This window comes from Cellulomonas sp. URHE0023 (genome assembly GCF_000688475.1).
Taxonomy (GTDB): domain Bacteria; phylum Actinomycetota; class Actinomycetes; order Actinomycetales; family Cellulomonadaceae; genus Cellulomonas.
In genome coordinates this window covers 1,771,725-1,796,306 of sequence record NZ_JIAN01000005.1, presented here as the reverse complement: position 1 = coordinate 1,796,306, position 24,582 = coordinate 1,771,725, and the positions used below count along the sequence as shown (strand labels likewise).

The window sequence follows — 24,582 nt, the reverse complement described above, 5'->3', positions numbered from 1 at the left end:
CAGTAAGAGACGTACCGACCAAGGCTACCGGGCTGGACACCTCCCGCACTCCCCTTCGCGGACCGGACGGGCGGGCGCCGCTCCTCTGCTCGATGCTGGGACCTGGCCCGACGACGACGGGAGGGGCGATGCCTCGCGACGACCCACCCTCAGACCTGACACACGCGCGGGCTCGCCTCACGGCGTTGCGCGCCTCGACGGTCGAGACGCTGGCTGCGCTCGAGAGCACGCACCGTTCCGTCGTCGACGCCTCCCGGGACAGCAACGCCGACGACGAGCACGACCCCGAGGGCGCGACCATCGCCTTCGAACGCGCGCAGGTCGAGGCGCTCGCCCGCGAGACCGCGTCACGGATCGCCTCGATCGACGCCGCGTTGCGACGGGTCGATGCGGGGACCTACGGGACCTGCCTGGTGTGCGAGCGGCCGATCCCTGAGGGGCGGCTCGAGGCCCGGCCGACTGCGACGACGTGCGTGGACTGCGTCGCACCCTGACCTTGGTCGGCGCGCGCCCCCTGTCGTTCAGCGGGGCCGGCTCGCGGTACGCGACTGGGCTGGGACCCGGGCACGGAGTGTGGCCACCCACGCCAGGGGCGCCTCCTCGGGGGCGCTGGCCAGCACCCGGCCCTGCGTGGGCGCCAGGAGTGCCCACATAACGCGTGGCTCGCCGTGCACCTCGAGCACTCTGCGCTCGACGCGGGCCGTCTCGCCGACCTCCTCCCGCAACCGGAGCAACCGGTTCCACTGCACCGCGAGCGCGCGTCGGTCGCGTATCGCCGCGACGGCCCCGGACCACCGTCGATCCCGTCGCACGTGACGCTCGGCGAGCACCCCGACGAGCACACCGCCGACCAGCTGGGTCACGGCCGACCAGGGCGCCACCTCACCCTGGCTCACGCCCACGAACGCGATCGCAGGGAAGAGCACGACGATCGCCCAGAGCACCCCCGCAGCGGTCCTGCGTCGAGACGTCACGTCGAGCGCCAGCATCTTGCGGCCGCGGACCGCCACGTAGAGCACCACGGCGTACAGCGTGACCACGTGACTCCACGTCGACGGCTCTCCGGTGGGCGAGGACGTCGCACCGGTCGCCGCTGCCACGCCCACGACTCCGGCGATCCCGAGGTACACCAGCCTGCCGGCCCGTGGTGGTGACATCGCCGGTCGCGGGAAGGGCGCCAGCTCCTCGTCGAGAGACGGCAGCACACGCGGCGGTGAGCTGAACGGATCGAGCACGTCGCGATCGGTTTCGCGGTCCAGCCCTGGTCCAGGCGCAGGCTCGGCCCGTGGGGCCTGCGGTGCCGGCCTGGGCGCCGAGGGCATCGACGCACCGAGTGCGACGTCCTCGCCCCAGTCGGCCCCGGCGGAGCCAGGGCGAAGCCCTTCGTCGTACAGGACGCGAGCGTCAGGGTCGGACAGGACGGCCCAGGCGGTCGAGACCTGCGCGAACAGCGCGCTGGTCCCGCCGGTATCGGGGTGGGTCTCACGGGCACGGCGCAGATAGGCGGAGCGGATCGTCGCGACGTCCGCGTCCGGCTCCACCCCGAGGAGCTCGTAGTGGGTCACTGCCACGGCAGACGTACGCGAGGGCCCGGGGGTGGCAGGACGTTCGCGGCACCCAGGTCGAAGGAGAGCTGCTCCACCATCCAGTCGGTCCGCGCGAGCGCATCGTTCTGGTCGTCAACGGAGAACCCGGGGGTCGGTGCCCTTTCCCGCGTGGCTCGGATGACGAGCGCACGGCGCTCGTCACGCCGGAGGACGACGATGCTGTGACCGGTGCCGACCCCGTCCGTGGACACCTGGGTCAGGTGCCCGAGCCAGTCCACGGGGACAGGGACGGCACGTTCGGCACCCTCCCGGACCGGCGCGGGCAGACGCGTCCAGGCGTGCGCAGCACCCTCATGCTCGGGGCGGTGCGCCGGTGTGCTGGGACCACCTCCGGGGACGGCGCCCGGTCGGTCGTCGTCGGCGAGCCCGGGTGGCACCCTGCCCACCCGCCGTCGGGGCTCCCCGTCCACGTCGTAGCGATGAACCGCGTGGTGCTCCCAGGGGCCGGCGGCGCGTGGACCGCCCGCGCCGACGAGCACCGGACGACGAGCCACCACGACGCACAGACGGTCCCTGTGTGCGCGCCAGCCTCGCATCAGCTGGAGGAGCACGTGGCCCCGTTGCTCGAAGCCCGGATCCGCTCCGACCTGTTCCGCGAGCACCGGACCCCGATGGCGTGCTGCGAGACGCGACTCCTCAGGAAGGTCCGCCCACGTGAGGACACGACCCGAGAACCCGAGCGTGGCCGTGCTCCTGGACCTGCCCTCGACCAGCGCGAGGTCGTGATGCCGGGTGACGATCTCCTTGCCTACCAAAGGCTCCCCCTCGGACACGGCTCGTACGTCCGGACCCTAGACGGCCATCGGCCGCCGCCGCCAGGTCCCGGGCGCTCCCCAACCTGCCGTGCTGCGTGCGCTCAACCGACGTGTCGGATGGCGCACCCACGTATCGTTGACCGGATGTCCTCCTTCATCGGCTATCTGCGTGATCGCAGCGACGACGAGCTCGTCGCGCTGCTGCGCAGCCGGCCGGACCTGGCGTCGCCCTCCCCGGCCACGCTCTCGTCGCTGGCGGTGCGCGCGACGAGTCGGTCGAGCCTCGAAAGGGCACTCGCAGGGTCCGACGCGAGCGTCCTGCAGGTCCTTGAGGCGGTGACCGCGCTGAGCGACGGGGGGACCGTTCGCGCGAGCGACCTTCCTGCGGCGGTCGGAGCGAAGGACGAGGCCGAGGTGGCCGCCGTCGAACGCGCGCTCCGGCTCGCGATCGTCGCCGCACTGGTCTACCCGGACGACGAGGCCCCCGACGGCGAGCACGCGACAACGGGCGGCGCGGCTTCGGACCGCCCGGACGGAGCGACCGCCGCGCTGCTCGCGTCTCCAGGGCTCGCCGAGGTCCTCGGGCCGTACCCCGCTGGTCTTGCGGGCCCGGACGCCGGGAACCGCAGGGCCGCGGTGGCTCCGATGGACCAACCGACGCCCGAGGAGATCCCCGGGCTGCTGGAGGCGGCTCCGACCGGCGCGAAGCCCGTGCTCGACGCGCTCCTGTGGGGTCCGCCGGTCGGGCTTGCGCCCTCCAACAACACCGCCGCCGCGGCCGCGGTCGACTGGCTCATCCGTCGCCGCCTGCTGGCACCCGGCGACGCAAGGCACGTCGTCCTGCCGAGGACCGTCGCCCTGACGCTGCGCGGGGGTCGCACGCACGCCGCGCCCGCGACGTCGCCGCCCATCCCGGCAGATGCACCGCACCGTGCCCCGGGGCTGGTGGCTGCGGAGTCGGCAGCGGCGGGTGAACGTGCGACCCTGCTGGTCGCGCGCCTCATCCGCCTGTGGGAGCAGACCCCGCCCGCGGTGCTGCGCGGAGGTGGCCTCGGTGTGCGCGAGCTGCGTCGCGCCGCCCAGCTTCTCGAGGTGGACGAGGCGGAGGCCGCGTTCGTCATCGAGCTGGCCGGTGCTGCCGGGTTCATCGCCGACGACGGTGAGGAGCCCGCGTCGTTCGCTCCCACGGTCGCGGTGGACGAGTGGTCGTCGCGCGACGTCCCGGACCGCTGGGCCGCCCTGGCGCGGACGTGGACGACGATGCTGCGCACCCCGTGGCTGGTCGGCGGGCGCGACGACCGCGGCGGGGTCCGCGCGGCCCTCGACCCCGAGCTGCAACGGGCCTGGGCTCCACGGCTGCGCAGGTCGGTCCTCGACGCGCTGGCCCAGACGAAGCCCGGAACCGCGCTCGACGCGCCGGGCGTGCTCGCGGTCCTGCGCTGGCGTACCCCGCGCTCTGTGCCACCGGTCGCTGCCGTCGCGGCGGTCCTGGCGGAGGCGGGACGACTGGGCATCCTCGGCGCCGGCGCGCTGTCCGACGCAGGCCGGGCGCTGCTGGCCGAGTCGGCGCCACCCGTGAGCAGGAAGTCCGACACCGCCGACCCCGCGGACGCCCTCGCGGCCGCCCTCCCCCGCGCGGTCGACGAGATCCTCCTGCAGGGCGATCTGACGGGCGTCGTCCCGGGGCGTCCGAGCGCGGCGCTCGAGGACCTCCTGGACCGGGTCACGCACGTCGAGTCACGCGGTGGAGCGCTCACGGTGCGGTTCACGCCGGAGTCGGTGCGCCGGGCGCTCGATGCCGGGGCGACCGCCGACGGGCTCCTCGCCGAGCTCGCCGGGCACTCGCGTGGACCCGTGCCGCAGCCGCTGGAGTACCTGGTGCGCGACGCCGCCCGGAGGCACGGCCGCCTGCGCGCGGGATCCGCCTCCAGCTACCTGCGCGCCGACGACCCGTCGCTGCTGGCCGGTCTCACCGAGGACAGCCGGTTGGCGTCACTGGGCCTGGTGCGCCTCGCGCCGACCGTCCTGGCCTCGCAGGCGCCTGCGAGCGAGCTCGTCGACATGTTGCGGGCCCACGGTCTCGCGCCCGTGGTCGAGGGTCCGGACGGTCAGGTGCTGCACATCGCGGCGTCCGCGCGACGGGTGGGCCGTCGCGCCGCCGTCGCTGCGCGCCGGCGTGAAACGGCTTCTCCGCGCGAGCAGCTGAGCGACGAGCGGTTGCTCGCCCTCGTCCCTGCGCTGCGCCGCGCCGAGGAGGAGCGACGTCTCGACGAGTCCGAGCGACTCCCGGGCAGCCTCCTGACCGCGTCCAGGCAGTCCACGCACGGGTCGCCGACCGCACCGGCCCTGGGGGACGCCGGCGCCGCCGCGGAGGACACGCCATCCGACCTGGGCTCGACCCACGAGGGCGTGCGAGCGGACGGTGCGTCGCAGCCTCCGGCCGCGGACGCCGAACCGCTCGCGCCCGGGTCCACGGGAACAGCAGATCCCGTCGACGCGTTGGTGCTCCTGCGTGAGGCGGCAGCCGAGAAGGTTGCGGTGTGGGTCGAGCTCGTCGGATCCAGCGGCGTCCCCGACCGGCGACTCCTGCGGCCGGTGCTCGTCGAAGGAGGCCGACTTCGTGCGATCGACCCGGCACGCGAGTCCGAGCTGACCGTCGCGGTGCACCGCATCGCCTCGGTGACCCGAGACGTCCCAGCCGCCGCCCTGCCCACAACGACCCACCACGAGGAGTCCACGTGACCGACGGTCCCCTGATCGTGCAGAGCGACAAGACCCTCCTGCTGGAGGTCGACCACGACCAGGCCGAGGCGTGCCGTCGCGCGATCGCCCCGTTCGCCGAGCTCGAGCGCGCGCCCGAGCACGTGCACACCTACCGCCTGACCCCGCTGGGCCTGTGGAACGCGCGCGCTGCTGGGCACGATGCCGAGCAGGTGGTCGACGTGCTGCTCCAGTACTCGCGCTACCCGGTCCCGCACGCACTCCTCGTCGACGTCGCCGACACGATGTCCCGGTACGGCCGCCTCCAGCTGGTCCAGGACCCGGTGCACGGCCTGATCCTGCACGCGCTGGACCCGGCCGTGCTGGTCGAGGTGGTCCGTTCCAAGCGCACCGCCGGGCTGCTCGGTGCGCGCATCGACGCGACCGACGTCATCGTCCACCCGTCCGAGCGCGGTCACCTCAAGCAGGTGCTGCTCAAGCTGGGCTGGCCCGCCGAGGACCTCGCGGGGTACGTCGACGGCGAGGCGCACCAGATCGACCTCCTCGAGGACGGCTGGCACCTGCGCCCGTACCAGAAGCAGGCGGTCGACGGCTTCTTCCACGGCGGCTCGGGCGTCGTCGTCCTGCCGTGCGGCGCCGGCAAGACCCTCGTCGGCGCCGGTGCCATGGCCCGTTCGTCGACGACGACCCTGATCCTGGTGACCAACACCGTCAGCGCGCGCCAGTGGCGCGACGAGCTGATCAAGCGGACATCGCTGACCGAGGACGAGATCGGCGAGTACTCCGGAGCCCGCAAGGAGATCCGCCCGGTCACCATCGCCACCTACCAGGTCCTCACGACGAAGCGGAAGGGCGTCTACACGCACCTCGAGCTCCTCGACGCCCGCGACTGGGGCCTCGTGGTCTACGACGAGGTCCACCTGCTCCCGGCGCCGATCTTCCGCATGACGGCGGACCTGCAGGCGCGCCGGCGCCTCGGCCTGACCGCAACGCTCGTGCGTGAGGACGGCCGCGAGGACGAGGTGTTCAGCCTCATCGGCCCCAAGCGGTTCGACGCGCCCTGGAAGGACATCGAGGCCCAGGGCTACATCGCCCCGGCCGACTGCGTGGAGGTGCGTCTGACGCTTCCCGACGCCGACCGCATGGCCTACGCGACCGCGGAGCCCGAGGAGAAGTACCGCCTCGCCGCGACCGCGAAGGGCAAGAACCGCGTCGTCGAGCAGCTCGTCGCCAAGCACGAGGGCGAGCCGACCCTGGTCATCGGCCAGTACCTGGATCAGCTGCACACCCTCGCGGAGCACATCGGCGCGGACCTGATCACGGGCGAGACCCGCGTGAGCGAGCGGCAGCGGCTGTTCGACGCGTTCCGGTCGGGCGAGATCACCAAGCTCGTCGTGAGCAAGGTCGCCAACTTCTCGATCGACCTGCCGGAGGCGGCCGTCGCCATCCAGGTGTCCGGCTCCTTCGGCTCCCGCCAGGAGGAAGCGCAGCGGCTCGGTCGGATCATGCGGCCCAAGGCCGACGGCCGGACGGCACACTTCTACACGGTGGTCGCGCGCGACACGGTCGACCAGGACTTCGCGGCACACCGCCAGCGCTTCCTGGCGGAGCAGGGCTACGCGTACTCGATCGTCGACGCGGAGGACCTCGTCATCGAGCAGTGACACAGGTCACGTAGCGACCTTGCGGACATTGCCGACTCCCGAGGCGGAACCCGTCGAGTCGTCCTTGAAGTCCCTGGGAGAACCCTGGATCGTGCGCCCGAGCAATCGGATCCATGACACATAGGAGTTCTCATGACACGCCTCGCCTCGACGGGTCGCGCGGCCGCCGCCCTTGCCCTTCTGCTGGGCACAGGGATGTTCCTCGCCACCAGCGCAGCCGCCGAGGCGCCGGCGGCGGTCGGCTCGCAGGTCCGCACGCCGGTTCTGGTCGCGGTCGGCCTGGAGGTGCAGTTCCCGGAGTTCTCGTTCGCCGGCGAGCCGCTCAAGATCACCGTCCACGTCTCCGGGCAGGCCGGACCGGTGACCGGAACCGTGCGGCTGGTGAACGCCGACACGAACGAGACATGGCTCGAGGACGTCGCGTTGGACGCCGACGGGAACGCCTCGGTCACCAAGACGCTCGAGGCGGGTACCTACACGATGTTCGCGTCGTACTCGGGCGACTCGACCTATCCGAGCATCAGCACGCGAACGCCGCTCCCCCAGTACGTCGTGGAGCCCCGGGGCGGAGAGACCGGTCTCCCCCCGATCGTGTCGCCCGGACTGACGGGGACTCCGCAGATCGTGGTCCCGACCGAGCTGACCGCGGCCGCCGGCGCACAGGCCTCGTTCCAGGTCTCGTTCCCCGGCCCGCTCTGGCCGGTCGCGCCGCTGACGGTCCGTGAGGGCTCGACGGTCCTCGCCACCGCGGAGTCCATCGGCGACTACGAGTTCGTCACCGTGACGCTTCCCGTTCTCGCACCCGGGACCCACGTCCTGACTGTGTCGACGCCGGCTTCCGACGGCGTCGAGGCGACCGAGAACACCATCACGCTCGTCGTTGCGGGCGAAGCACCTTCCACCTCCGCGCCGACCGCCAGCGTTACCAGCAGCGGGAAGGCACTGAGCCCGGGTGCGACCACGACGCTGGTCTCCAGCGGCAACCTGCCCGGTGAGACCGTGTCGTTCTACCTGCACTCGGACCCGATCCTGCTCGGCACCGCAGTCGCCGACGTCCAGGGTGTCGCCCGCCTGACGGTGACGCTCCCCGCGGACGTACCTGCCGGTGAGCACCACGTGGTCACGATCGGAGCAACGAGCGGGACGCAGTCGCAGATCGCGGTCACGCTCGCGGCCGCGACGCCCACCGCCAGCAGCACGCTGCCCGTCACCGGATCGAACGGTCGATCGCTCGCCGCCGTCGCCACGACGCTCGTGCTGGCGGGCGCGTCACTCGTGCTCGTCCGCCGTCGGGTCCTGGGGAACGCTCGCCCGAACGCCTGATGACGTCATGTCCCGCTGCACCCTGGGGTGCAGCGGGACACGCAGCAACGGCCGCCTCCTTTTCTGGAGGCGGCCGTTCGCGTTGTGTCGCCGGCTCGTAAGCGAGCCGGTCCCGGTCAGGCGGTGACGCGCTCCGGCTCCTGCGCGACGGCCGTGACATGTGCGGCGAACGACTCGGCGAGCGCACGACCGACGACCGTCACCTCGTCGACGCGTGCGTCGTACGCAGCGACCACGGCCTCGGTGTCGACGTCGTCGTGGGTGTCCGCCCAGGTGCGCAGCGTCTCGGAGGACGCCTCGGGGTGGAACTGCACACCCCACGCGGACCCGACCCGGAACGCCTGGTACGGGTACATCTGCGAGGACGCCAGCCACACGGCGCCACGCGGCAGGTCGACCACGGCGTCCGCGTGCATGCTGGGCTGCGGTGTGCGGTGCCGATCGTCTGCGAGGGCGGCGACGGCTCCGACGACCACGTCACCGACCGCCTCGGGCCGCCAGCGCACGTCGGCGAGCCCAGCCTCGCGTCCGGGAGGGGCGGCGACCTGGACGCGTCCTCCGCGGGCGACGGCCAGGAGCTGGGCGCCCAGGCAGATCCCGAGCGTGGGGACGCCGCGGGTGCTCGCGTCGGAGAGCAGCGCGCGCACCTCGGGCAGCCAGGGCGCGATCGTGTCGTCGTGCGCCGACATGCGGCCGCCGAGGACGATGAGCCCGTCACCGGCCTCCTCGGCCAGCGGAACGGGCTCGCCGGAGAATGCCGCGACCACGCGCACCTCGACGTCGCCGAGCCAGTCGGCGAAACGGTCGAGCTGAACGTCGGGAGAGCTCTGGATGACGGTGATGACCGGGCGGGGGGCGCCGAGGGAGGGGGATGTCACGCGAAGACGGTACCCCCCGCGCCACGCCCCTCTGCAAGGCGATCACGGGCCTCGCGCCCGCTCCGTGGACATTCGTCCATGTCCGTCCCGCGGATCTGTGCCGCTCGATCACCGCACGAACACTCTGTCTACATCCAGACAACTCCCAGGGTCCAGGGCCAGACTCGGCACATGCGTGCTGACTCCCCGAACTCCGCGGCTCACGCCGCCGGCCAGGTTCCCCCCGAGGCACGTCTCCTCGTCGTCGACGACGAACCGAACATCCGGGAGCTCCTGGCAACCTCGCTCCGGTTCGCCGGGTTCGAGGTCCACGCCGCCGCGGACGGAGCCGCAGCGCTGCGGCTCGCGCGCGAGGTCGAGCCGGACCTGGTCGTGCTCGACGTGATGCTCCCGGACATGGACGGGTTCACCGTGACCCGGCGTCTGCGTGAGAAGGGTCAGCACGTGCCCGTGCTGTTCCTCACGGCGCGCGACGACACCGCGGACAAGGTCCAGGGCCTGACGGTCGGCGGGGACGACTACGTGACCAAGCCGTTCAGCCTCGAAGAGGTGGTCGCGCGCATCCGCGCCGTCCTTCGTCGGACCAGGCCCGAGCTCGACGACGACAGCAGCGTGCTGCGGTACGCCGACCTGGAGCTCGACGAGGACTCGCACGAGGTGCTGCGCAGCGGGACCCTGATCGACCTGTCGCCCACCGAGTTCAAGCTGCTGCGCTACCTCATGCTCAACCCTGGCCGCGTGCTGTCGAAGTCGCAGATCCTCGACCACGTCTGGCAGTACGACTGGGGTGGCGACGCGAACATCGTCGAGTCCTACATCTCGTACCTGCGTCGCAAGATCGACCAGGTCGACGGGCCCGACGGCACCCGTCTGCGTCCGCTCATCCACACCAAGCGCGGCGTCGGGTACCTGCTGCGCGAGTCGCCGTGACGGCTGACGTCGTGGTCGAGCAGCCCACCGACGGTCCGCCCGAGGCCACGCCCGCACCTCGCGTCCGCCGCTTCGGCGCGCTGCGGGAACGGTGGGCGGCCACGACCCTCGTCTCGCGGCTCGTCGGCATCGTCACCGTGCTGCTCGCGGTCGGCCTCGTCCTCGCGGGCGCCACGAGTGCGGCGCTGCTGGAGGGCACGCTCGTCGGTCAGGTGGACAGCAAGCTCCGCAGCGGTGGCGAGGCTCTGGCCCAGAGCACCGTCGCGGCCCTGAGCCGTGGGTTCGGGAGCGACATGGCGCCCACCGACTACTACGTCCGGGTCCAGCTCGACGATGTCCAGAATCTCAACGGCGAGAACATCTCGCGCTCCGCGGCCACCGAGTACGGCATCCCGCAGGTCCCCGACCTGACCGGTGCGCAGGCGGAGGTGAGGTCCGGCGAGCCGTACACCGTGAGCTCGACGCAGCACGACTCACCCTGGCGCGTCGTCGCCTACCCCGTGTACACCGGCGACGGCTCGGTGGCCGGGTCGGTGGTCGTCGCGCTCCCGCTCGGCGACATCGAGAGCACCGTCCGGCACATGAGCCTGGTCCTCCTGCTCTCGGGACTCGGCATCGTGCTGCTCGGCGCGGTCGCCGGCACCTGGGCGGTCCGCCGGTCGCTGCGGCCCTTGCGCGAGATCGAGACCACCGCGGCGGCCATCGCCGCGGGCGACCTGTCGCAGCGCGTGCCGGCCGCCTCCGAGCACACCGAGGTCGGCCGCCTGAGCGCTGCTCTCAACGGGATGCTCACCCAGATCGAGCGCGCGTTCGGCGTCCAGACCGCGTCCGAGGCACGCATGCGGCGGTTCGTCGCCGACGCGTCGCACGAGCTGCGCACCCCGCTGGCCACGGTCCGCGGGTACGGCGAGCTCTACCGGATGGGCGCCCTGACGACGACCGAGCAGGTCGACGACACCATGCGCAGGATCGAGTCGTCGGCCACCCGGATGGGTGCGCTCGTCGAGGATCTGCTGGCCCTTGCCCGGATGGACGACGGTCGCCCGATGCGCCTGATGCCGGTCGACCTGACCGTCCTCGCGGCCGATGCCGTGAGCGACCTGCACGCCCTCGACCCGTCGCGGCCCGTGCGGCTCGAGCCCCTCCGAGCCGGGGAGCCCGGCGGCGTCTGCGAGGTGCTCGGGGAGGAGTCGCGGCTGCGCCAGGTGCTCGCCAACCTCGTCGGCAACGCGGTGACCCACACCCCACCAGGAACGGCCGTCGAGATCGCCGTCGGGCACGTGGCCGACGCGGGCGTGATCGAGGTGCGCGACCACGGGCCGGGAATCGACCCCGAGCACGCCGCGCGCGTGTTCGAGCGGTTCTACCGGGTAGATGCCTCGCGCGGTCGGGACTCCGGCGGCGCGGGTCTGGGCATGGCGATCGTCGCCGCCATCGTCAACGCCCACCATGGCACGGTCACCCTGGAGCAGACCCCGGGCGGCGGGACCACCGTGAGGGTCACCCTCCCCAAGCCGCCGCCCTCGTCAGCGCCCGAGACACCTCCGTCGCCGTCGGTCGAGCCACGGGTCGGCCAGGCGAGTCAGTCATCTGTCCAGGAGGAGCCCGGTTCGGGCCGCGAGGCACAGGTCTGAGGGCTACCATGGCGGGTTCCTACCGTCGGCGTGAGGCTGGACTACATGGGCGTCCATGACGCACCGCAGTGGCTGTTGTCCGCGTATGTACGCAGCGTCGTCTCGGTCGGCGCGACCGCGTCCACCGAGCAGATCCGTGACGCGGGACAAGCGCTCGTCGACCGCTGGGGGTCCCCCGGCCGGTCGTTCCACAACCTGAAGCACCTCGTCGACGTGCTGATCCGCGTCGACCAGCTCGTCGAGGAGACCCACGAGCCCGACGTCGTCCGGCTCGCGGCCTGGTACCACGGCGCGATCTTCGACGCCGCTGACCGCAAGGCGTACGCCAACCGCGGCGGCGAGGACGAGATCGCCTCTGCCGGCCTGGCCCGCGCCGAGCTGCTGGCGCTCGGCGTCCCGGCGGCCCGCGCCGAGAGGGTGCACGACCTCGTGGTCGCCCTGGTCCGGCACGCTCCCAACCCCGCCGACTTCGACTGCGCCGTGCTGTGCGACGCGGACCTCGCGATGCTCGCCGCGGAGCCGCAGAAGTACAAGTCGTACCTGCAGGACGTGCGCGCCGAGTACGCGCACCTCCCGATCGAGGACTACCTGCGAGCGCGGGTCCGCATCCTGCACAAGCTCCTCGCCCGGCCGTCGCTGTTCGTCAGCCCGCTCGGTGCCGCCTGGGAGGAGCCTGCGCGGCAGAACCTGTCGGGTGAGCTGCAGCGGCTGGAGAAGGAGCTGAAGAGCATCGAGGCGTCGGCGGACGCCTGAGCCGACCGCTCCGCCCCTTCGCCCTGCGGCGGCTCTTCCGTCCACGTCGTCCTCTCCACGTTCGACGAGATGAGGGGCGCTGCCGACCGGACCGGCCCGCGGTCTCGATGCGACCTCAGCCCCTGTCCCGGGCGCACGCTCACCGACCTCGGCCGCACCGCCCCACAGGCGCGCCGGAGTTCGTAGCGTCGTCGTCGACGGGCCCACCGTCCTCGCCGATCCCCGGCGCAGGAGGAGGCCCCACGACGACGGAGGTCCCGTGACCAGGTTCGAGGTCGACAGCGCGCAGGTGTCCCAGGCGGCTGCGAGTGTCCAGTCGCGCGCAGCGACGATCAGGTCGGAGGTCGCGGCCATGCACCGCCAGCTGGCCGAGCTCCAGGGGTCATGGCGTGGTGCCGCAGCCACGGCGTTCTCCGGGGTGCTCGCCGACTGGTCCACCACCGAGGCGCGGCTCGAGACGTCTCTGGACCAGATCGTCGCGGCGATGCACACGGCGGCACGCGCCTACGCCGACGCGGAGACCCAGGCGAGCCGCTTGTTCACCGCGTGACGATCGCGCGTCCCGGACGCGTCTGGCGCTCCCGACGGGGAACATGGCTCACGTGATACTCGTCGACCCGCCGATGTGGCCGAACCACGGCATGCTCTGGGGGCACCTCGTGAGCGACTCGTCGCTGGAGGAGCTGCACGCGTTCGCGTCCCGGGCGGGCATCCCCGCACGAGGGTTCGACCACGACCACTACGACGTCCCGGACCGGCGCATCGACGAGCTCGTCGACCTGGGCGCCGAGCTGGTCAGTGCCAAGGAGCTGATCCGCCGGCTGCGCGCCTCAGGGCTTCGCGTCCCCGCACGCGACCGCGGGCACCACCTCGACGGCTGACCCCCTGCCCGCAGGTACAGCCCGAGGCCCACTGGCCGGCGGCGAAGGAGCATCCCAGCCGCCGGCCGCGGGCGTGTCCGTCGCACCCGAACGGGTGGACCAGTCGTTGTCCTCGGGACGAGACCGTGGGGAACGGGGCGCGCACGCGTGCCCCGTTCTGGGCGCTCGAAGGTCGCGCACTACGCTCGATCTGTGCCCCCTCTGCGCAAGCTCGACCAGTCGTCCAAGCTCCGCAACGTCCTGTACGAGATCCGCGGCTCCGCCCTCGACGAGGCCGCCCGGCTCGAGGCGGAGGGCCACACCGTGCTCAAGCTGCACACGGGCAACCCGGCAGCGTTCGGGTTCGAGGCTCCGCACCAGATCGTGAGGGACGTCATCGCCGCCATCCCGCACGCACATGGGTACACCGACTCCCGCGGCATCCTCAGCGCACGCCGCGCCGTGGTGACCCGGTACGAGACCGAGCCAGGCTTCCCCCTGATCGACGTCGACGACGTCTACCTGGGCAACGGCGTCTCCGAGCTCATCACGATGGTCATGCAGGCGCTTCTCGACGAGGGCGACGAGGTGCTCATCCCGTCGCCGGACTACCCGCTGTGGACGGCCATGACCTCGCTGTCGGACGGCCATCCGGTGCACTACCGGTGCGACGAGGAGTCCGGGTGGGAACCCGACCTCGAGCACATCGAGTCACTCGTCTCACCGCGCACCAAGGCGATCGTCGTCATCAACCCGAACAACCCCACGGGCGCCGTGTACTCGCGCGAGGTGCTCGAGGGCATCGCGGCGATCGCTCGCAAGCACAGCCTGCTCGTGCTGTCCGACGAGATCTACGACCGCATCCTGTTCGACGACGCGTTGCACATCCCGATGGCCTCCGTGGCCCCCGACCTGCTCTGCCTGACGTTCAACGGCCTGTCCAAGACGTACCGGGTCGCGGGCTACCGCTCGGGCTGGATGGTGGTCACCGGGCCACGCGACCACGCCAAGGGCTTCCTGGAGGGCATCACCCTGCTCGCGTCCACGCGCCTGTGCCCGAACGTCCCGGCACAGCACGCGGTGCAGGCGGCTCTCGGCGGGGTGCAGAGCATCGACGCCCTGATCGCCCCCGGCGGACGTCTGCACGAGCAGCGCGACGTCGCGTACAAGGGACTGACCTCGATCCCCGGCGTCTCGTGCGTCCGTCCTGCCGGAGCGCTGTACCTGTTCCCGCGGCTCGACCCCGAGGTGCACGACATCCACGACGACTCGTTGCTCGTGTACGACCTGCTGGTGAGCGAGCACATCCTGCTCGTGCAGGGCACGGGCTTCAACTGGCCCACGCCCGACCACCTGCGCATCGTCACGCTCCCCGAGGCCCGTGTGCTGGCGGAGGCCGTCGAGCGCATGGGCAACTTCCTGGCCAGCTACCGGCAGTAGACCGCGTCGGGCGTCGGACGTCGGACGTCGGACGTCGGACCAGAGGAACACAAGACGGGCCGGTCACCCGAAGGCGACCGACCCGTCCTGGTGTCGTTCAGAGGTGCTTCAGCGGATCAGAACCCGCCGCCGAAGTCGTCCCCGCCACCGCCGGGGCCGGCCGGGGCGGCCTTCTCCGGCTTGTCGGCCACGACGGCCTCGGTGGTGAGGAACAGCGCGGCGATGGACGCCGCGTTCTGCAGGGCGGAGCGCGTGACCTTCACCGGGTCGTTGACGCCCGCGGCGAGCAGGTCCTCGTACGTGTTGGTCGCGGCGTTCAGGCCGTGACCGACGGGGAGGTTACGCACCTTCTCGGCGACGACGCCACCCTCGAGACCGGCGTTGATCGCGATCTGCTTGAGCGGAGCCTCGATGGCGAGCTTGACGATCGCAGCACCGGTCGCCTCGTCGCCCTCGAGCTTGAGGCCCTCGAACGCGGTCTTGCCGGCCTGGATCAGCGCGACGCCACCACCGGCGACGATGCCCTCCTCGACGGCTGCCTTCGCGTTGCGAACGGCGTCCTCGATGCGGTGCTTGCGCTCCTTGAGCTCGACCTCGGTGGCCGCGCCTGCCTTGATGACAGCAACGCCACCGGCCAGCTTGGCCAGGCGCTCCTGCAGCTTCTCGCGGTCGTAGTCCGAGTCGGAGTTCTCGATCTCGGCACGGATCTGCGTGACGCGGCCCGTGATCTGAGCAGCGTCGCCGCCACCCTCGACGACCGTGGTCTCGTCCTTGGTGACGACGATCTTGCGCGCCGTACCGAGGACCTCGAGGCCCACCGTGTCGAGCTTGAGACCGACGGTCTCCGAGACGACCTGACCACCCGTGAGGATGGCGATGTCCTGGAGGATCGCCTTGCGGCGGTCGCCGAAGCCGGGGGCCTTGACGGCGACCGACTTGAACGTGCCACGGATCTTGTTGACGACGAGCGTGGCCAGGGCCTCGCCCTCGACGTCCTCGGCGACGATGAACAGCGGCTTGCCGGACTGGATGACCTTCTCCAGCAGCGGCAGCAGGTCCTTGACGTTCGAGATCTTGCCCTCGACGAGCAGGACGTAGCCATCCTCGAGGACGGCCTCCTGACGCTCGGGGTCGGTCACGAAGTACGCCGACAAGAAGCCCTTGTCGAAGCGCATGCCCTCGGTGAGCTCGAGCTCGAGGCCCAGCGCGCTGGACTCCTCGACGGTGATGACGCCTTCCTTGCCGACCTTGTCGAGCGCCTCGGCGATCAGGTCGCCGATCGCCTGGTCGCCGGCGGAGATGGCGGCCGTGGCAGCGATCTCCTCCTTCGTCTCGACGTCCTTGGCCTGCGCGAGCAGAGCAGCGGTGACGGCCTCGACGGCCTTCTCGATGCCCTTCTTCAGGGCGATCGGGTTGGCGCCGGCCGCGACGTTGCGCAGGCCCTCACGCACGAGCGCCTGGGCGAGCACGGTGGCGGTGGTGGTGCCGTCGCCAGCGACGTCGTCCGTCTTCTTGGCGACCTCCTTGACGAGCTCGGCACCGATCTTCTCGAAGGGGTCCTCGAGGTCGATCTCCTTGGCGATGGAGACGCCGTCGTTGGTGATCGTGGGGGCGCCCCACTTCTTGTCCAGGACGACGTTGCGGCCCTTCGGGCCGAGGGTGACCTTGACGGTGTCGGCGAGGATGTTGAGTCCCCGCTCGATGCCGCGGCGGGCCTCCTCGTTGAAGGCAATGATCTTGGCCATGGGGCTGTGATCCTTCACTGGTTGCTGGTCGGCCGAAGGTGCCCGCGACGGACGAGCACGCCGCCTGCGGTCTTGTCCCGCGTGCGACGGCCCTCACCGGACGGCCGTGGTGGTTCTGTCACTCTCCACCGGAGAGTGCTAAGTCCAATGGTTAGCACTCGACCCCCGAGAGTGCAAGCAGCGTTCACCCACAGCGGCACCGAATGGCGCGTGTCACCCGTTCCCCAGCGGTCAGTCCCAGGGGGCGAGCGACGGGTCCGAGGGCAGGCCGAAGCCGTCTCGCAGCGCCCGGCGAGCGGCGTACCAGCCGGGCAGTCCGTGCACCCCCGGGCCCGGAGGTGTCGACGACGAGCACAGCCATGCACCGGCAGCGCCTGTGGCACGCGACCCACCGCGCGGCGGGACGAGGACGTACGGGTCCCACGCGAGCCGGGGTCGCGCGAGCATCCGGTACATCGACGCCCCACCACCCGAGATGTCCCCGCCGACGAGGTTGGCGTCGTGCTCGGCCAGGCGTGCCGCCGGGATGCAGCGCGACGCCACGACGAGGTCACGGAACCCGGGCGCGAACCGCTCGACCTGGGCGAGCACGGCTTCCGTCACATCGAGGGTCGAACCCGCCGGGACGTGCGCGTACGCCCAGAACGGCCGCAACCCGGCCGGCGTGACGCGCGACGGGTCGACGACGCCGGGATCGCTGACGAGGACGGTCGGACGCTCGGCATGCCCGCCCGACGCGACGGCGGCCTCGGCGGCGGCAGTCTGCACCCGGCTCCCCCCCAGGTGCACGGTTCCCGCGAGGGCGACCTCGGGATGCGCCCACGGCACCGGGCCGGACAGGACCAGGTCCACCTTCGCGGCAGCGCCACGGCCACGCGGGAAAGCCACCAGCCCGCGTGCGACCCGGCCGGCCAGACGCTGCCCCAGCACGCGGACCGCCGTGCGCGGTGACGTGTCGAACAGGTACGCGCGGGCGGGCGGCAGGTCCTCGGCCCTGTCCACCCGCGTCCCGGTGACGACCGTGCCGCCGTGCATCTGCACGTCGGCCAGCAGCGCCCCGACGATCGCGCCGCTGCCCCCACGCGGGACCGGCCAGCCACCGGCGTGCGCCAACGACGCCAGCAGCAACGCCGTGCCCGCGGCGCTCAGGGAGGGCAGGCGCGTGATCGCATGGGCTCCGACACCGGTGAGCAACGCCGCCGCCTCCTGGTCGCGGAACCGCGCAGCCCAGGCGAAGGTGCCCTGCTCCGCGAGCCGCACACCGAAGGCGGCCGCCGTGCCGAGCTGCCGCGGGACCCGCCGATGGTCCCCGAGCGCCACAGCGACGACGCCGTCGGGGTCGTCGACCAGCGGTCTGAGGAGCTGACGCCAGGCGGACCCGTCCACGCCGAGGGCCGAGGCCGTGCGGTCGAGCGACCGGTAGGCCAGAGCGGCGCGCCCGCCGTCCAGAGGGTTGGCGTAGGCCACCTCGGGCTGCAGGAGCTCGACGCCACGGGCAGGGAGGTCGAACTCGCGCAGGAACGGGGACGCGACGGCCATCGGGTGGACCGCCGAGCAGATGTCGTGCACCACCCCGTCAGCGAGCCCCAGCTCGAGCGTCCGTGCGCCGCCGCCCGCGACGGCCTGCGCCTCGAGCACCTGCACCGAAAGACCCGCACGCGCGAGCGTCACGGCGGCCGCGAGCCCGTTCGGGCCCGAGCCGACGACGACCGCGTCGACCTCGGTCACGACCGGTGTCCCCCGACGCGACGACGGGCCGCCCACCCGGAGGTGGACGGCCCGTCGTCGGACGAAGGCAGGCTCAGAGCGCTCGGACCTGCTCGGCCTGCGGGCCCTTGGTGCCCTGACCGACCTCGAACTCGACGTCCTGGCCCTCGTCGAGGGACCTGTAGCCGTCGATGAGAATCGCGCTGAAATGCACGAACAGGTCCGGCCCTCCGCTCGCGGGCGTGATGAAGCCGTAGCCCTTCTCCGCGTTGAACCACTTCACAGTGCCTTGAGCCATCCGGTGCTCCTCGACGCAGCTCGGCTGTTCCGGGCGCTCCGCCGGCGCCCGGTGCCCAGAGCCTAGTAGCGGCGGTCGCACCCCGACCAGGGCTGTCGAACGACGGGTGACACACGCATGACCAGCGGTGACTCGGGCCGTCAGGCGGACGGATCGCTCGCCAGGACCACCGAGATTCCCGTGCCCGCGTCCGCCGAGAGCGTCACGGTCGGGATGCCGAGCGTCGATGCCACCAGCTGCGCGGTGGGCGCGAGGTCCTCCGTCGCGTAGAGCACCACGGAGTCCGCGGGCGCCGTGCCGGTGAAGTTCCCGGGCGCCACGGCGGTGAAGCCTGCTTGGGTGAGCTTCTGCGCCTGGGCGCCCGCGAGGCCGGAGATCTTGGCGGCGTTGAGCACCACGACAGGTGCGGCCATGTTGACCGGGGGCGCGGCCGGCTCGTCGGGCGGGGCCGCGGCACCGTCGGCCGGGGCGCCGTCCGCGGGCTCGGTGGCGGCGTCGCTGGCTGCGGGATCCGCACCCTGCGAGCTGTCGCCGGTCGGCAGGTCGCCCTGGTTGGCGGCCAGCGTCACCAGCCCGTAGGCGACGATCGGAGCGATGACGAGCACGGCCACGAACGGCCACCAGCGGCTCCACAACGACCGCGGGGCCCGGTGCACGCCACGGGCCGCATCGGGATTGGGGACGTCGAACTCGTCCTCGGGGTAGTGGGTGTCCGCCTTGGTCACGCCGGACAGGCTAACGGCTCGAACGGTGCGCAGGGTGCCAAGCGCGCCTCATCGTCGCGCACGTCACGTGGCGTGAGCGGCAGGATCGACGGCGCGACCACTCCCGGCGGCCTGGAGGCGTCGACGGAGGTCAGGCGTCGCCGACGCGGCGGGCGCTCGTGCGAGCACGTTGGCGCGAAGAGCGCATGCGGCGCAGCCGCTTGATCAGCATCGGGTCGTGCGCGAGCGCGGCCGGGTCGTCGATCAGCGCGTTGAGCACCTGGTAGTACCGCGTGGCCGACATGTCGAACAGCTCGCGGACGGCCTGCTCCTTGGCGCCCGCGTACTTCCACCACTGCCGCTCGAACGCGAGGACCTGCTCGTCGCGCTCCGACAGCTGACCGTGGCTCCGGTCCGCCTGTTCCGCCGGGACGGACGACAACGACGGCTGCGAGTCGAGAGAGATCGTCGCGGCGTCCATGCGTCCTCCTCAGGTGCGGGTCGTGCTCGGGATTCGGTTCGCGGTCGAGGCGTGCCGACCGACCTCGTCATCGTAGGACGTAATGACATGCGTGTCATTCCTGCCCGCGCGTCCCGCGACGACACGGCAGGACCTCACCCGGCGATCCGCACGAACCTCGTCGTCCGCGGGCCGGCCACCTATTCTCGCGGCGTGGACGCAGCACCCCTCGACCAGCTCATGGCACCCGACTGGGCGGCCGCCCTGGCTCCGGTGGAGCCCGAGATCCGAGCCGTGGGGCGGTTCCTGCGCGACGAGCTGGCCGCCGGGCGGGGCTACCTCCCGGCCGGTGCAGACGTCCTGCGGGCGTTCCAGCGGCCGTTGGCCGAGGTACGGGTCCTCGTCGTCGGCCAGGACCCCTACCCGACACCCGGCCACCCCATGGGACTGTCGTTCTCGGTGCAGCCGGACGTGCGCCCGCTGCCGCGGTCGCTGAACAACATCTTCCGTGAGCTGATCGCCGACGTCGGCGTCGCCCCGCCCGTCAACGGCGACCTGAGCCCGTGGGCCGACCAGGGAGTCATGCTGCTGAACCGGGTGCTGACGGTGAGCCCGGGAAGCTCCGCCTCGCACCGGGGCAAGGGCTGGGAACGGGTCACCGACTGCGCGATCGCCGCGCTCGTCGACCGCGGCGGCCCGCTCGTCGCGCTCCTGTGGGGCCGGGACGCCCAGTCGCTCAAGCCGGCGCTCGGCTCGGTCCCGACCGTCGAGAGCGTCCACCCGAGCCCGTTGTCCGCCAGCCGGGGGTTCTTCGGCTCACGACCGTTCTCCCGGGTGAACGCGCTGCTGACGGCGCAGGGTGGCGAGCCGGTCGACTGGTCGCTCACCTGACGGGTTGCCCGAGCACGGTGGTCGACGGGCAGACTGGCGTCGTGACTGAGCACTCCCCCGTACCCCGCTGGTCCCGCTACGTCGCCATCGGCGACTCCTTCACGGAGGGCCTCTGGGACGCCCCGGACGGCGTCGAGGCCCCCCAGCGGGGATGGGCCGACCTGCTGGCGTCGCACCTCTCCGAACGTCGCAAGGCCGCCGGTGAGCCGACGCTCCAGTACGCGAACCTCGCGATCCGCGGGAAGCTGCTCCGGTCGATCCTCGTGGACCAGGTGCCCGTCGCGCTGTCGATGAAGCCGGACCTGGTGAGCCTGATCGGGGGCGGGAACGACATCCTGCGACCGACGTCGGACATCGACCGCATGGCACGCAACCTCGAGGCCCGGGTCGTGCGCCTGCGGGCGGCCGGGATCGACGTGCTGCTGGGAACCGGCTACGACGCGTACGGCAGCGCGCTGTTCAGCGCTACACGCAACCGTGTCGGCATCTACAACTCCCTCATCTGGTCGATGGCCAGGCGGCACGGTGCGTACGTGCTGGACGTCTGGGGCATGCGCTCGCTCACCGACGGACGGATGTGGTCCGAGGACCGCATCCACCTCACCAGCGAGGGCCACGCCCGGGTCGCCCAGGCGGCACTCGTCGGACTCGGTCTCGAGCCCGACGACGCCGCGTGGGACGACCCTCTGACCGCACTGCCCCCGACGCCCCGCCTGATGCGCGCCCGGCAGGACGCCGCCTGGGTTCGGGTGCACGTCTACCCGTGGGCCACGCGACGTCTGCGCGGACGCTCGAGCGGAGACCTGCTGACTCCCAAGCGACCTCAGCTGAGCCCTCTGGACTGAGGTCGCTCTCGTCGACCCAGGCCCTCGGGGCCTACGGCGCGTCGGCCCACGTCCAGTCGGTGAACTGCCAGTACTGGTTCTGGTTCCGGTTCCCGCACGTCTCGACGACCAGCTGCGTCGTGTCCGTCGTGGTCCCGTTCGGCACGGTGAGGCAGCCGCCCTGGGTCTGGTTCGGCGTCCACGTCAGAGCCGAGACGAGCTGCACGTACGGGTTCACCGTGCGCGTCGCGTCGACCGTCCACCGCTGGTTCGCCGCCGTGGTGCACGTCGCGATCACGAGGCCCACGCCGTTCGTGGCGCTCGGCACCTGGAGGCAGAAGTCGTTCGCGCGCAGCGTGCCGTTGGCCATGAGCGACCACTTCTGCGCCGGCGTCTTGTTGCAGGTGTAGATCTGCACGACGTTGCCGGCGGCCCAGGTCCGGTTCCGCACGTCGAGGCACTTGCCGTTGCGGTCGGTGAGCTGCGTGAGCCGCGTGACCACCGACGTGAACGTCGCGGTGACCGGCCACCCGTCGATCGTCACGTAGGCCTTGAGCGTCGCGTTGGGGGTAACGCTCGAGGTCGAGGTGAACGTCTGCGCCGCCGTGGCGAGGTTCGCCGTGCTCGACGCCTTCTGGGCGGCCGCCCACGTGGTCACGGCCGGGTCGTACACGGCGACGGTGACGGTCTTGCCGGCGCACCTGGTCGCGTCGAGGTTCGTGACGAGCAGCTGGTTCGTCGCGTTCGACGTCACGGGTGTCGTGACGGCGACGGCCTGCCCGGTGCAGCGGCTCACGCTCGTGCTGGACGGTCTGAGCGCCGAGCTGAGCGTCAGCTTCGAGGCACTTGCCGCCGACCCGCCGACGAGCGCCACCATGAGCATGGCGATGACCAGGCACAGCCCCGCGACCCGCGCGCTCGTCCCGGGGGTTCTCACGGGCGGGCCTCCGGGTCCTCGGTGAGCTCGACGCTCCGGCCGGTCGGCTCGGCATCGTCATCCTCGGACGACTCCTCGTCCTCGTCGCGCGGCCAGAGGAACATCGCGAGCGCGATCAGGAGCAGCGAGGCCCAGACGATGGGCGACTCGAGCACCGTGGTGGCCAGCCCGACCCGGGGGACGTGGAACTGCGCGATGCCGACGACGTCGGCGTCCGTCGGCGTGAACGGGTCGACCCAGGAGTTGTTGTCGCCCTTGACCTGCCACCCGTCGGCCCCGTCGCCCCCGACCAGGCGGTGGATGATGTGCCCGCGCAGGCCCTCGGGCCGGTACACGGCGACGTCACCGACCTCTGGCGTGCCGCACCGCGCGACGACGAGGTCGCCGGTGGAGTAGGTGGGCTCCATGGAGTCGCCCGTGACGACGATCATCTGCGTGCAGCCGCCGAGTCTCGCGGGCCACAAGAGCACCGCCGCCCCGACGACCAGGGACCAGAACACGACCGTGACGGCGGCACGCCGCACCCGTCGCCCCGCTGGGGCGTCAGGTGCGGCGTGTTGGGCCGTCTCGGTCACCGCTGGTCCTAGAGCTCGGTCACTTGTAGATGGTGACGGCGACCTTGGCGATGTTCGCAGCCGTGGCGGTCGTCAGGTTGACGGTCGCGGCGGCGTTGTTGGGAACGGTCGTCGCGATCGTCTCCTGCACCTTCGCGCCGTTCGAGTCCAGGAAGGCGACCTGGTACTGAGCGCCGGCGGTGAAGCACGGGCCATCGAACTTGGTCAGCGTGACGCTGGTCGAGGTGTACGCGCCACTGACGATCTGGGGGGCCGTGAAGGCGACGGCGATGTCCGTCGTCTGGCAGCCCGCGACATCCTTGACGCCCGCCTGAAGCTGCGGGGTACCTGCGAGGTTCAGCGCGGACGCCGAGGCGAGCGACAGCCCGGCGAGACCGAGGATGGCCAGGCCGATGGCGAGGCCCTTGCGAGACTTCTTGGACGTGGAGGAAGCCATGGTGGTGAACTCCTGACGAGGGACGCGGCCGGGAGTCGACGACGCCGACACCCGCTCAGAGACGACCGATGAACGGCTGTTTCGTGAACGTAGGTGTCTTCGGCAACTTCACTCGTTCGGCCCTGGGTGGCAGCACCTCGGGGGCCAGAGATGCCCGATTCTTTCACCCTGTGCATTTCGGGTGAATGCGACGAAAGGCATTCAGGAATTCTTAGAGTGGCCCATTTCCGAGCGGCAACCACGCGTCGAGGTGGGCGCCTTTATCACTTCCGGGGCTCAGCTCCAGGCGCCCGCCGACGAGCGACAGCCGGGTGCCGAGCCGGGCGGTTCCCGACGGATCACCCGCGGACGCAGGGTCGTACAGCTCGCCGTCGTTCTCGACACCCACGTGCAGCAACCGGTCGGACACATCCAGCACCACCCGCACGGACCCGGGCGGCCCGTGCTTGAGGGCGTTGGTGATGCCCTCCTCGACCACGCGTACGGCGAGCAGCCGCTCGCTCACCGTGAGAGACCCGCTCGCGGGGTCGTCGAGCGCCCGCACGGCGTCGCTGACCACGAGCTGGGTCGCGACGCTCGCCGGGATCCTGCCCAGCAGGCCACGCAACGCCGGCACGAGCCCGAGCTCGAGGCGGTCCGGGTACAGCAACCGGCTCATCTCGCGCACGTCGATCTCCCGGGCCGCGTCGAGCTCTGCGCGGATCCACTCCACGCTGGTACGACTCTCCTCGTCCAGGGCCTCCTCGCCACGACGCGAGAGCAAGGAGGCGAGACGCGCGTCGACGAGCACGAGCTTCGACTGCAGCGTGCCGTGCAGGCCCTCGGCCACCGCCCGACGCACCCTGATCTCCTCCTGCTCGAGCGCCTTGACCGCGACCTCGATGTGCACGGCGTCGCGGGTCGCCGCACGGATCCGCTCGCGCATCGCGCGCCGCGAGACCATGGCCCACATGCCGATCAACCCGGAGATCGTGCCCATGAGCAGGCCGCTGAGCAGCTCCGCGTCACGCACCGAGCCCTGCGGCTGGTCGTAGATGCCCAGGACCACCTGCGCCCCGTACCGCGTCGACGCTCCCACGGTCGCGGCGAGGAGGACGGCACCGAGCATCCAGGCGAGCGTCCGTGCGCGGTGCGCCTGGATCAGGGCGAGACAACCGACGAGAGCGGCGACCGCCGCAACGTTCGCCGCGATCCGGCTCCAGAAGGGTGCCACCGCCCACTCGGTGACGTAGACGGAGTAGACGTAGGTCGCCTGCAGCGCTGCGCCGATGCCGTAGCCGAGCGCGACCCCGGCGGTGGCACGAAGCAGAGTGGTCCGGTCCCGCCCGCTGTCGCGGTGGCGCGCTGCGACGGCGGCCGCCGAGTCGGTCGGCGTCATCGTCATCGCGCGCTCCTGTCCCCGCCGGTGGGGCGGCTGCGGCGACAACCGACACGTCCGGG

General features: G+C 71.8%; 24 protein-coding genes. 12 read left to right on the top strand and 12 right to left on the bottom strand.

From position 1 onward, the window contains the following. Positions 1-128 precede the first annotated feature (128 nt). Positions 129-494 carry a TraR/DksA C4-type zinc finger protein gene (locus tag N553_RS0109110; protein WP_051639945.1) on the top strand — a complete coding sequence of 122 codons (366 nt, stop codon included), beginning with the start codon at positions 129-131 and terminating at the stop codon, positions 492-494. 27 nt (positions 495-521) lie between these two features. On the opposite strand, the gene N553_RS24240 is transcribed toward N553_RS0109110, so the two are convergent. Together N553_RS24240 and N553_RS0109100 are read right to left on the bottom strand one after the other, a co-directional pair. After that, on the bottom strand, positions 522-1,571 hold the full coding sequence (locus N553_RS24240) for a J domain-containing protein (RefSeq protein WP_051639943.1): 1,050 nt from the start codon (positions 1,569-1,571) through the stop codon (positions 522-524). Next, on the bottom strand, positions 1,562-2,380 hold the full coding sequence (locus N553_RS0109100) for a hypothetical protein (RefSeq protein ID WP_156043752.1): 819 nt from the start codon (positions 2,378-2,380) through the stop codon (positions 1,562-1,564). Before N553_RS0109100 ends, N553_RS24240 begins: the two co-directional genes overlap by 10 nt. A 126-nt stretch (positions 2,381-2,506) precedes the next feature. Here N553_RS0109100 and N553_RS21980 point away from each other — a divergent pair, with 126 nt between their 5' ends. From N553_RS21980 to N553_RS0109085, 3 genes are all read left to right on the top strand, one after another. Next, entirely contained in the window at positions 2,507-5,104 is a 2,598-nt protein-coding gene (locus N553_RS21980; RefSeq protein WP_051639941.1) for a helicase-associated domain-containing protein, read from the top strand. Further along, positions 5,101-6,747 (top strand): DNA repair helicase XPB, encoded by a 1,647-nt coding sequence (locus N553_RS0109090; protein ID WP_028046253.1) that lies wholly within the window; start codon positions 5,101-5,103, stop codon positions 6,745-6,747. The genes N553_RS21980 and N553_RS0109090 overlap by 4 nt, the downstream gene beginning before the upstream one ends. 132 nt (positions 6,748-6,879) lie before the next feature. Further along, on the top strand, positions 6,880-8,070 hold the full coding sequence (locus N553_RS0109085) for an LPXTG cell wall anchor domain-containing protein (RefSeq protein ID WP_028046252.1): 1,191 nt from the start codon (positions 6,880-6,882) through the stop codon (positions 8,068-8,070). A gap of 116 nt (positions 8,071-8,186) precedes the next feature. Here N553_RS0109085 and N553_RS0109080 read toward each other — a convergent pair whose 3' ends face one another. Beyond that, positions 8,187-8,948 (bottom strand): type 1 glutamine amidotransferase, encoded by a 762-nt coding sequence (locus N553_RS0109080; RefSeq protein ID WP_028046251.1) that lies wholly within the window; start codon positions 8,946-8,948, stop codon positions 8,187-8,189. Positions 8,949-9,119: 171 nt separating this feature from the next. Here N553_RS0109080 and N553_RS21975 point away from each other — a divergent pair, with 171 nt between their 5' ends. The 6 genes from N553_RS21975 (at position 9,120) to N553_RS0109050 (ending at position 14,565) form a co-directional block, all read left to right on the top strand. Beyond that, entirely contained in the window at positions 9,120-9,878 is a 759-nt protein-coding gene (locus N553_RS21975; protein WP_051639939.1) for a response regulator transcription factor, read from the top strand. Further along, positions 9,875-11,512, top strand: a complete 1,638-nt coding sequence (locus tag N553_RS21970; protein WP_081844434.1) for a HAMP domain-containing sensor histidine kinase — start codon at positions 9,875-9,877, stop codon at positions 11,510-11,512. Before N553_RS21975 ends, N553_RS21970 begins: the two co-directional genes overlap by 4 nt. 45 nt (positions 11,513-11,557) lie before the next feature. Continuing rightward, positions 11,558-12,265 (top strand): hypothetical protein, encoded by a 708-nt coding sequence (locus N553_RS21965; RefSeq protein WP_034621530.1) that lies wholly within the window; start codon positions 11,558-11,560, stop codon positions 12,263-12,265. 259 nt (positions 12,266-12,524) lie between these two features. Next, positions 12,525-12,815, top strand: a complete 291-nt coding sequence (locus N553_RS0109060) for a WXG100 family type VII secretion target (protein ID WP_028046250.1) — start codon at positions 12,525-12,527, stop codon at positions 12,813-12,815. 43 nt (positions 12,816-12,858) lie between these two features. Continuing rightward, on the top strand, positions 12,859-13,146 hold the full coding sequence (locus tag N553_RS0109055; protein ID WP_034620898.1) for a DUF4031 domain-containing protein: 288 nt from the start codon (positions 12,859-12,861) through the stop codon (positions 13,144-13,146). Positions 13,147-13,338: 192 nt separating this feature from the next. Next, positions 13,339-14,565 carry a pyridoxal phosphate-dependent aminotransferase gene (locus tag N553_RS0109050; RefSeq protein WP_028046248.1) on the top strand — a complete coding sequence of 409 codons (1,227 nt, stop codon included), beginning with the start codon at positions 13,339-13,341 and terminating at the stop codon, positions 14,563-14,565. Between the two features lie 116 nt (positions 14,566-14,681). On the opposite strand, the gene groL is transcribed toward N553_RS0109050, so the two are convergent. From groL to N553_RS0109025, 5 genes are all read right to left on the bottom strand, one after another. Continuing rightward, positions 14,682-16,310, bottom strand: a complete 1,629-nt coding sequence (groL, locus tag N553_RS0109045) for a chaperonin GroEL (RefSeq protein WP_028046247.1) — start codon at positions 16,308-16,310, stop codon at positions 14,682-14,684. Between the two features lie 231 nt (positions 16,311-16,541). Then, the gene (locus tag N553_RS0109040; RefSeq protein WP_028046246.1) at positions 16,542-18,038 is read right to left on the bottom strand and encodes an NAD(P)/FAD-dependent oxidoreductase; all 1,497 of its coding nucleotides are present in this window, start codon (positions 18,036-18,038) and stop codon (positions 16,542-16,544) included. 73 nt (positions 18,039-18,111) lie between these two features. Beyond that, positions 18,112-18,315, bottom strand: coding sequence for a cold-shock protein (locus N553_RS0109035; RefSeq protein ID WP_028046245.1), 204 nt, complete (start codon positions 18,313-18,315; stop codon positions 18,112-18,114). A 140-nt stretch (positions 18,316-18,455) separates the two neighbouring features. Further along, complete coding sequence (locus N553_RS0109030; RefSeq protein WP_028046244.1) at positions 18,456-19,040, bottom strand: LytR C-terminal domain-containing protein; 585 nt, start codon at positions 19,038-19,040, stop codon at positions 18,456-18,458. Between the two features lie 130 nt (positions 19,041-19,170). Beyond that, positions 19,171-19,500, bottom strand: coding sequence for a DUF3263 domain-containing protein (locus N553_RS0109025; RefSeq protein ID WP_028046243.1), 330 nt, complete (start codon positions 19,498-19,500; stop codon positions 19,171-19,173). 192 nt (positions 19,501-19,692) lie between these two features. Between N553_RS0109025 and N553_RS0109020 the strand changes: the two genes are divergently transcribed. Then, a complete protein-coding gene (locus tag N553_RS0109020) occupies positions 19,693-20,370 on the top strand; it encodes a uracil-DNA glycosylase (protein ID WP_028046242.1) in 678 nt (225 codons plus the stop codon). A gap of 41 nt (positions 20,371-20,411) precedes the next feature. After that, on the top strand, positions 20,412-21,215 hold the full coding sequence (locus tag N553_RS0109015; protein WP_028046241.1) for an SGNH/GDSL hydrolase family protein: 804 nt from the start codon (positions 20,412-20,414) through the stop codon (positions 21,213-21,215). Between the two features lie 31 nt (positions 21,216-21,246). Here N553_RS0109015 and N553_RS0109010 read toward each other — a convergent pair whose 3' ends face one another. The 4 genes from N553_RS0109010 to N553_RS0108990 all read right to left on the bottom strand — a co-directional run bounded on the left by N553_RS0109010 (position 21,247) and on the right by N553_RS0108990 (position 24,526). After that, complete coding sequence (locus N553_RS0109010) at positions 21,247-22,131, bottom strand: RICIN domain-containing protein (protein ID WP_081844432.1); 885 nt, start codon at positions 22,129-22,131, stop codon at positions 21,247-21,249. Beyond that, positions 22,128-22,706 carry a signal peptidase I gene (locus N553_RS0109000; RefSeq protein WP_197029961.1) on the bottom strand — a complete coding sequence of 193 codons (579 nt, stop codon included), beginning with the start codon at positions 22,704-22,706 and terminating at the stop codon, positions 22,128-22,130. The genes N553_RS0109010 and N553_RS0109000 overlap by 4 nt, the downstream gene beginning before the upstream one ends. Before the next feature lie 19 nt (positions 22,707-22,725). Then, the gene (locus N553_RS0108995; protein WP_156043751.1) at positions 22,726-23,142 is read right to left on the bottom strand and encodes a hypothetical protein; all 417 of its coding nucleotides are present in this window, start codon (positions 23,140-23,142) and stop codon (positions 22,726-22,728) included. Between the two features lie 211 nt (positions 23,143-23,353). Beyond that, positions 23,354-24,526, bottom strand: coding sequence for a sensor histidine kinase (locus tag N553_RS0108990; RefSeq protein WP_028046236.1), 1,173 nt, complete (start codon positions 24,524-24,526; stop codon positions 23,354-23,356). Positions 24,527-24,582: the final 56 nt, after the last annotated feature.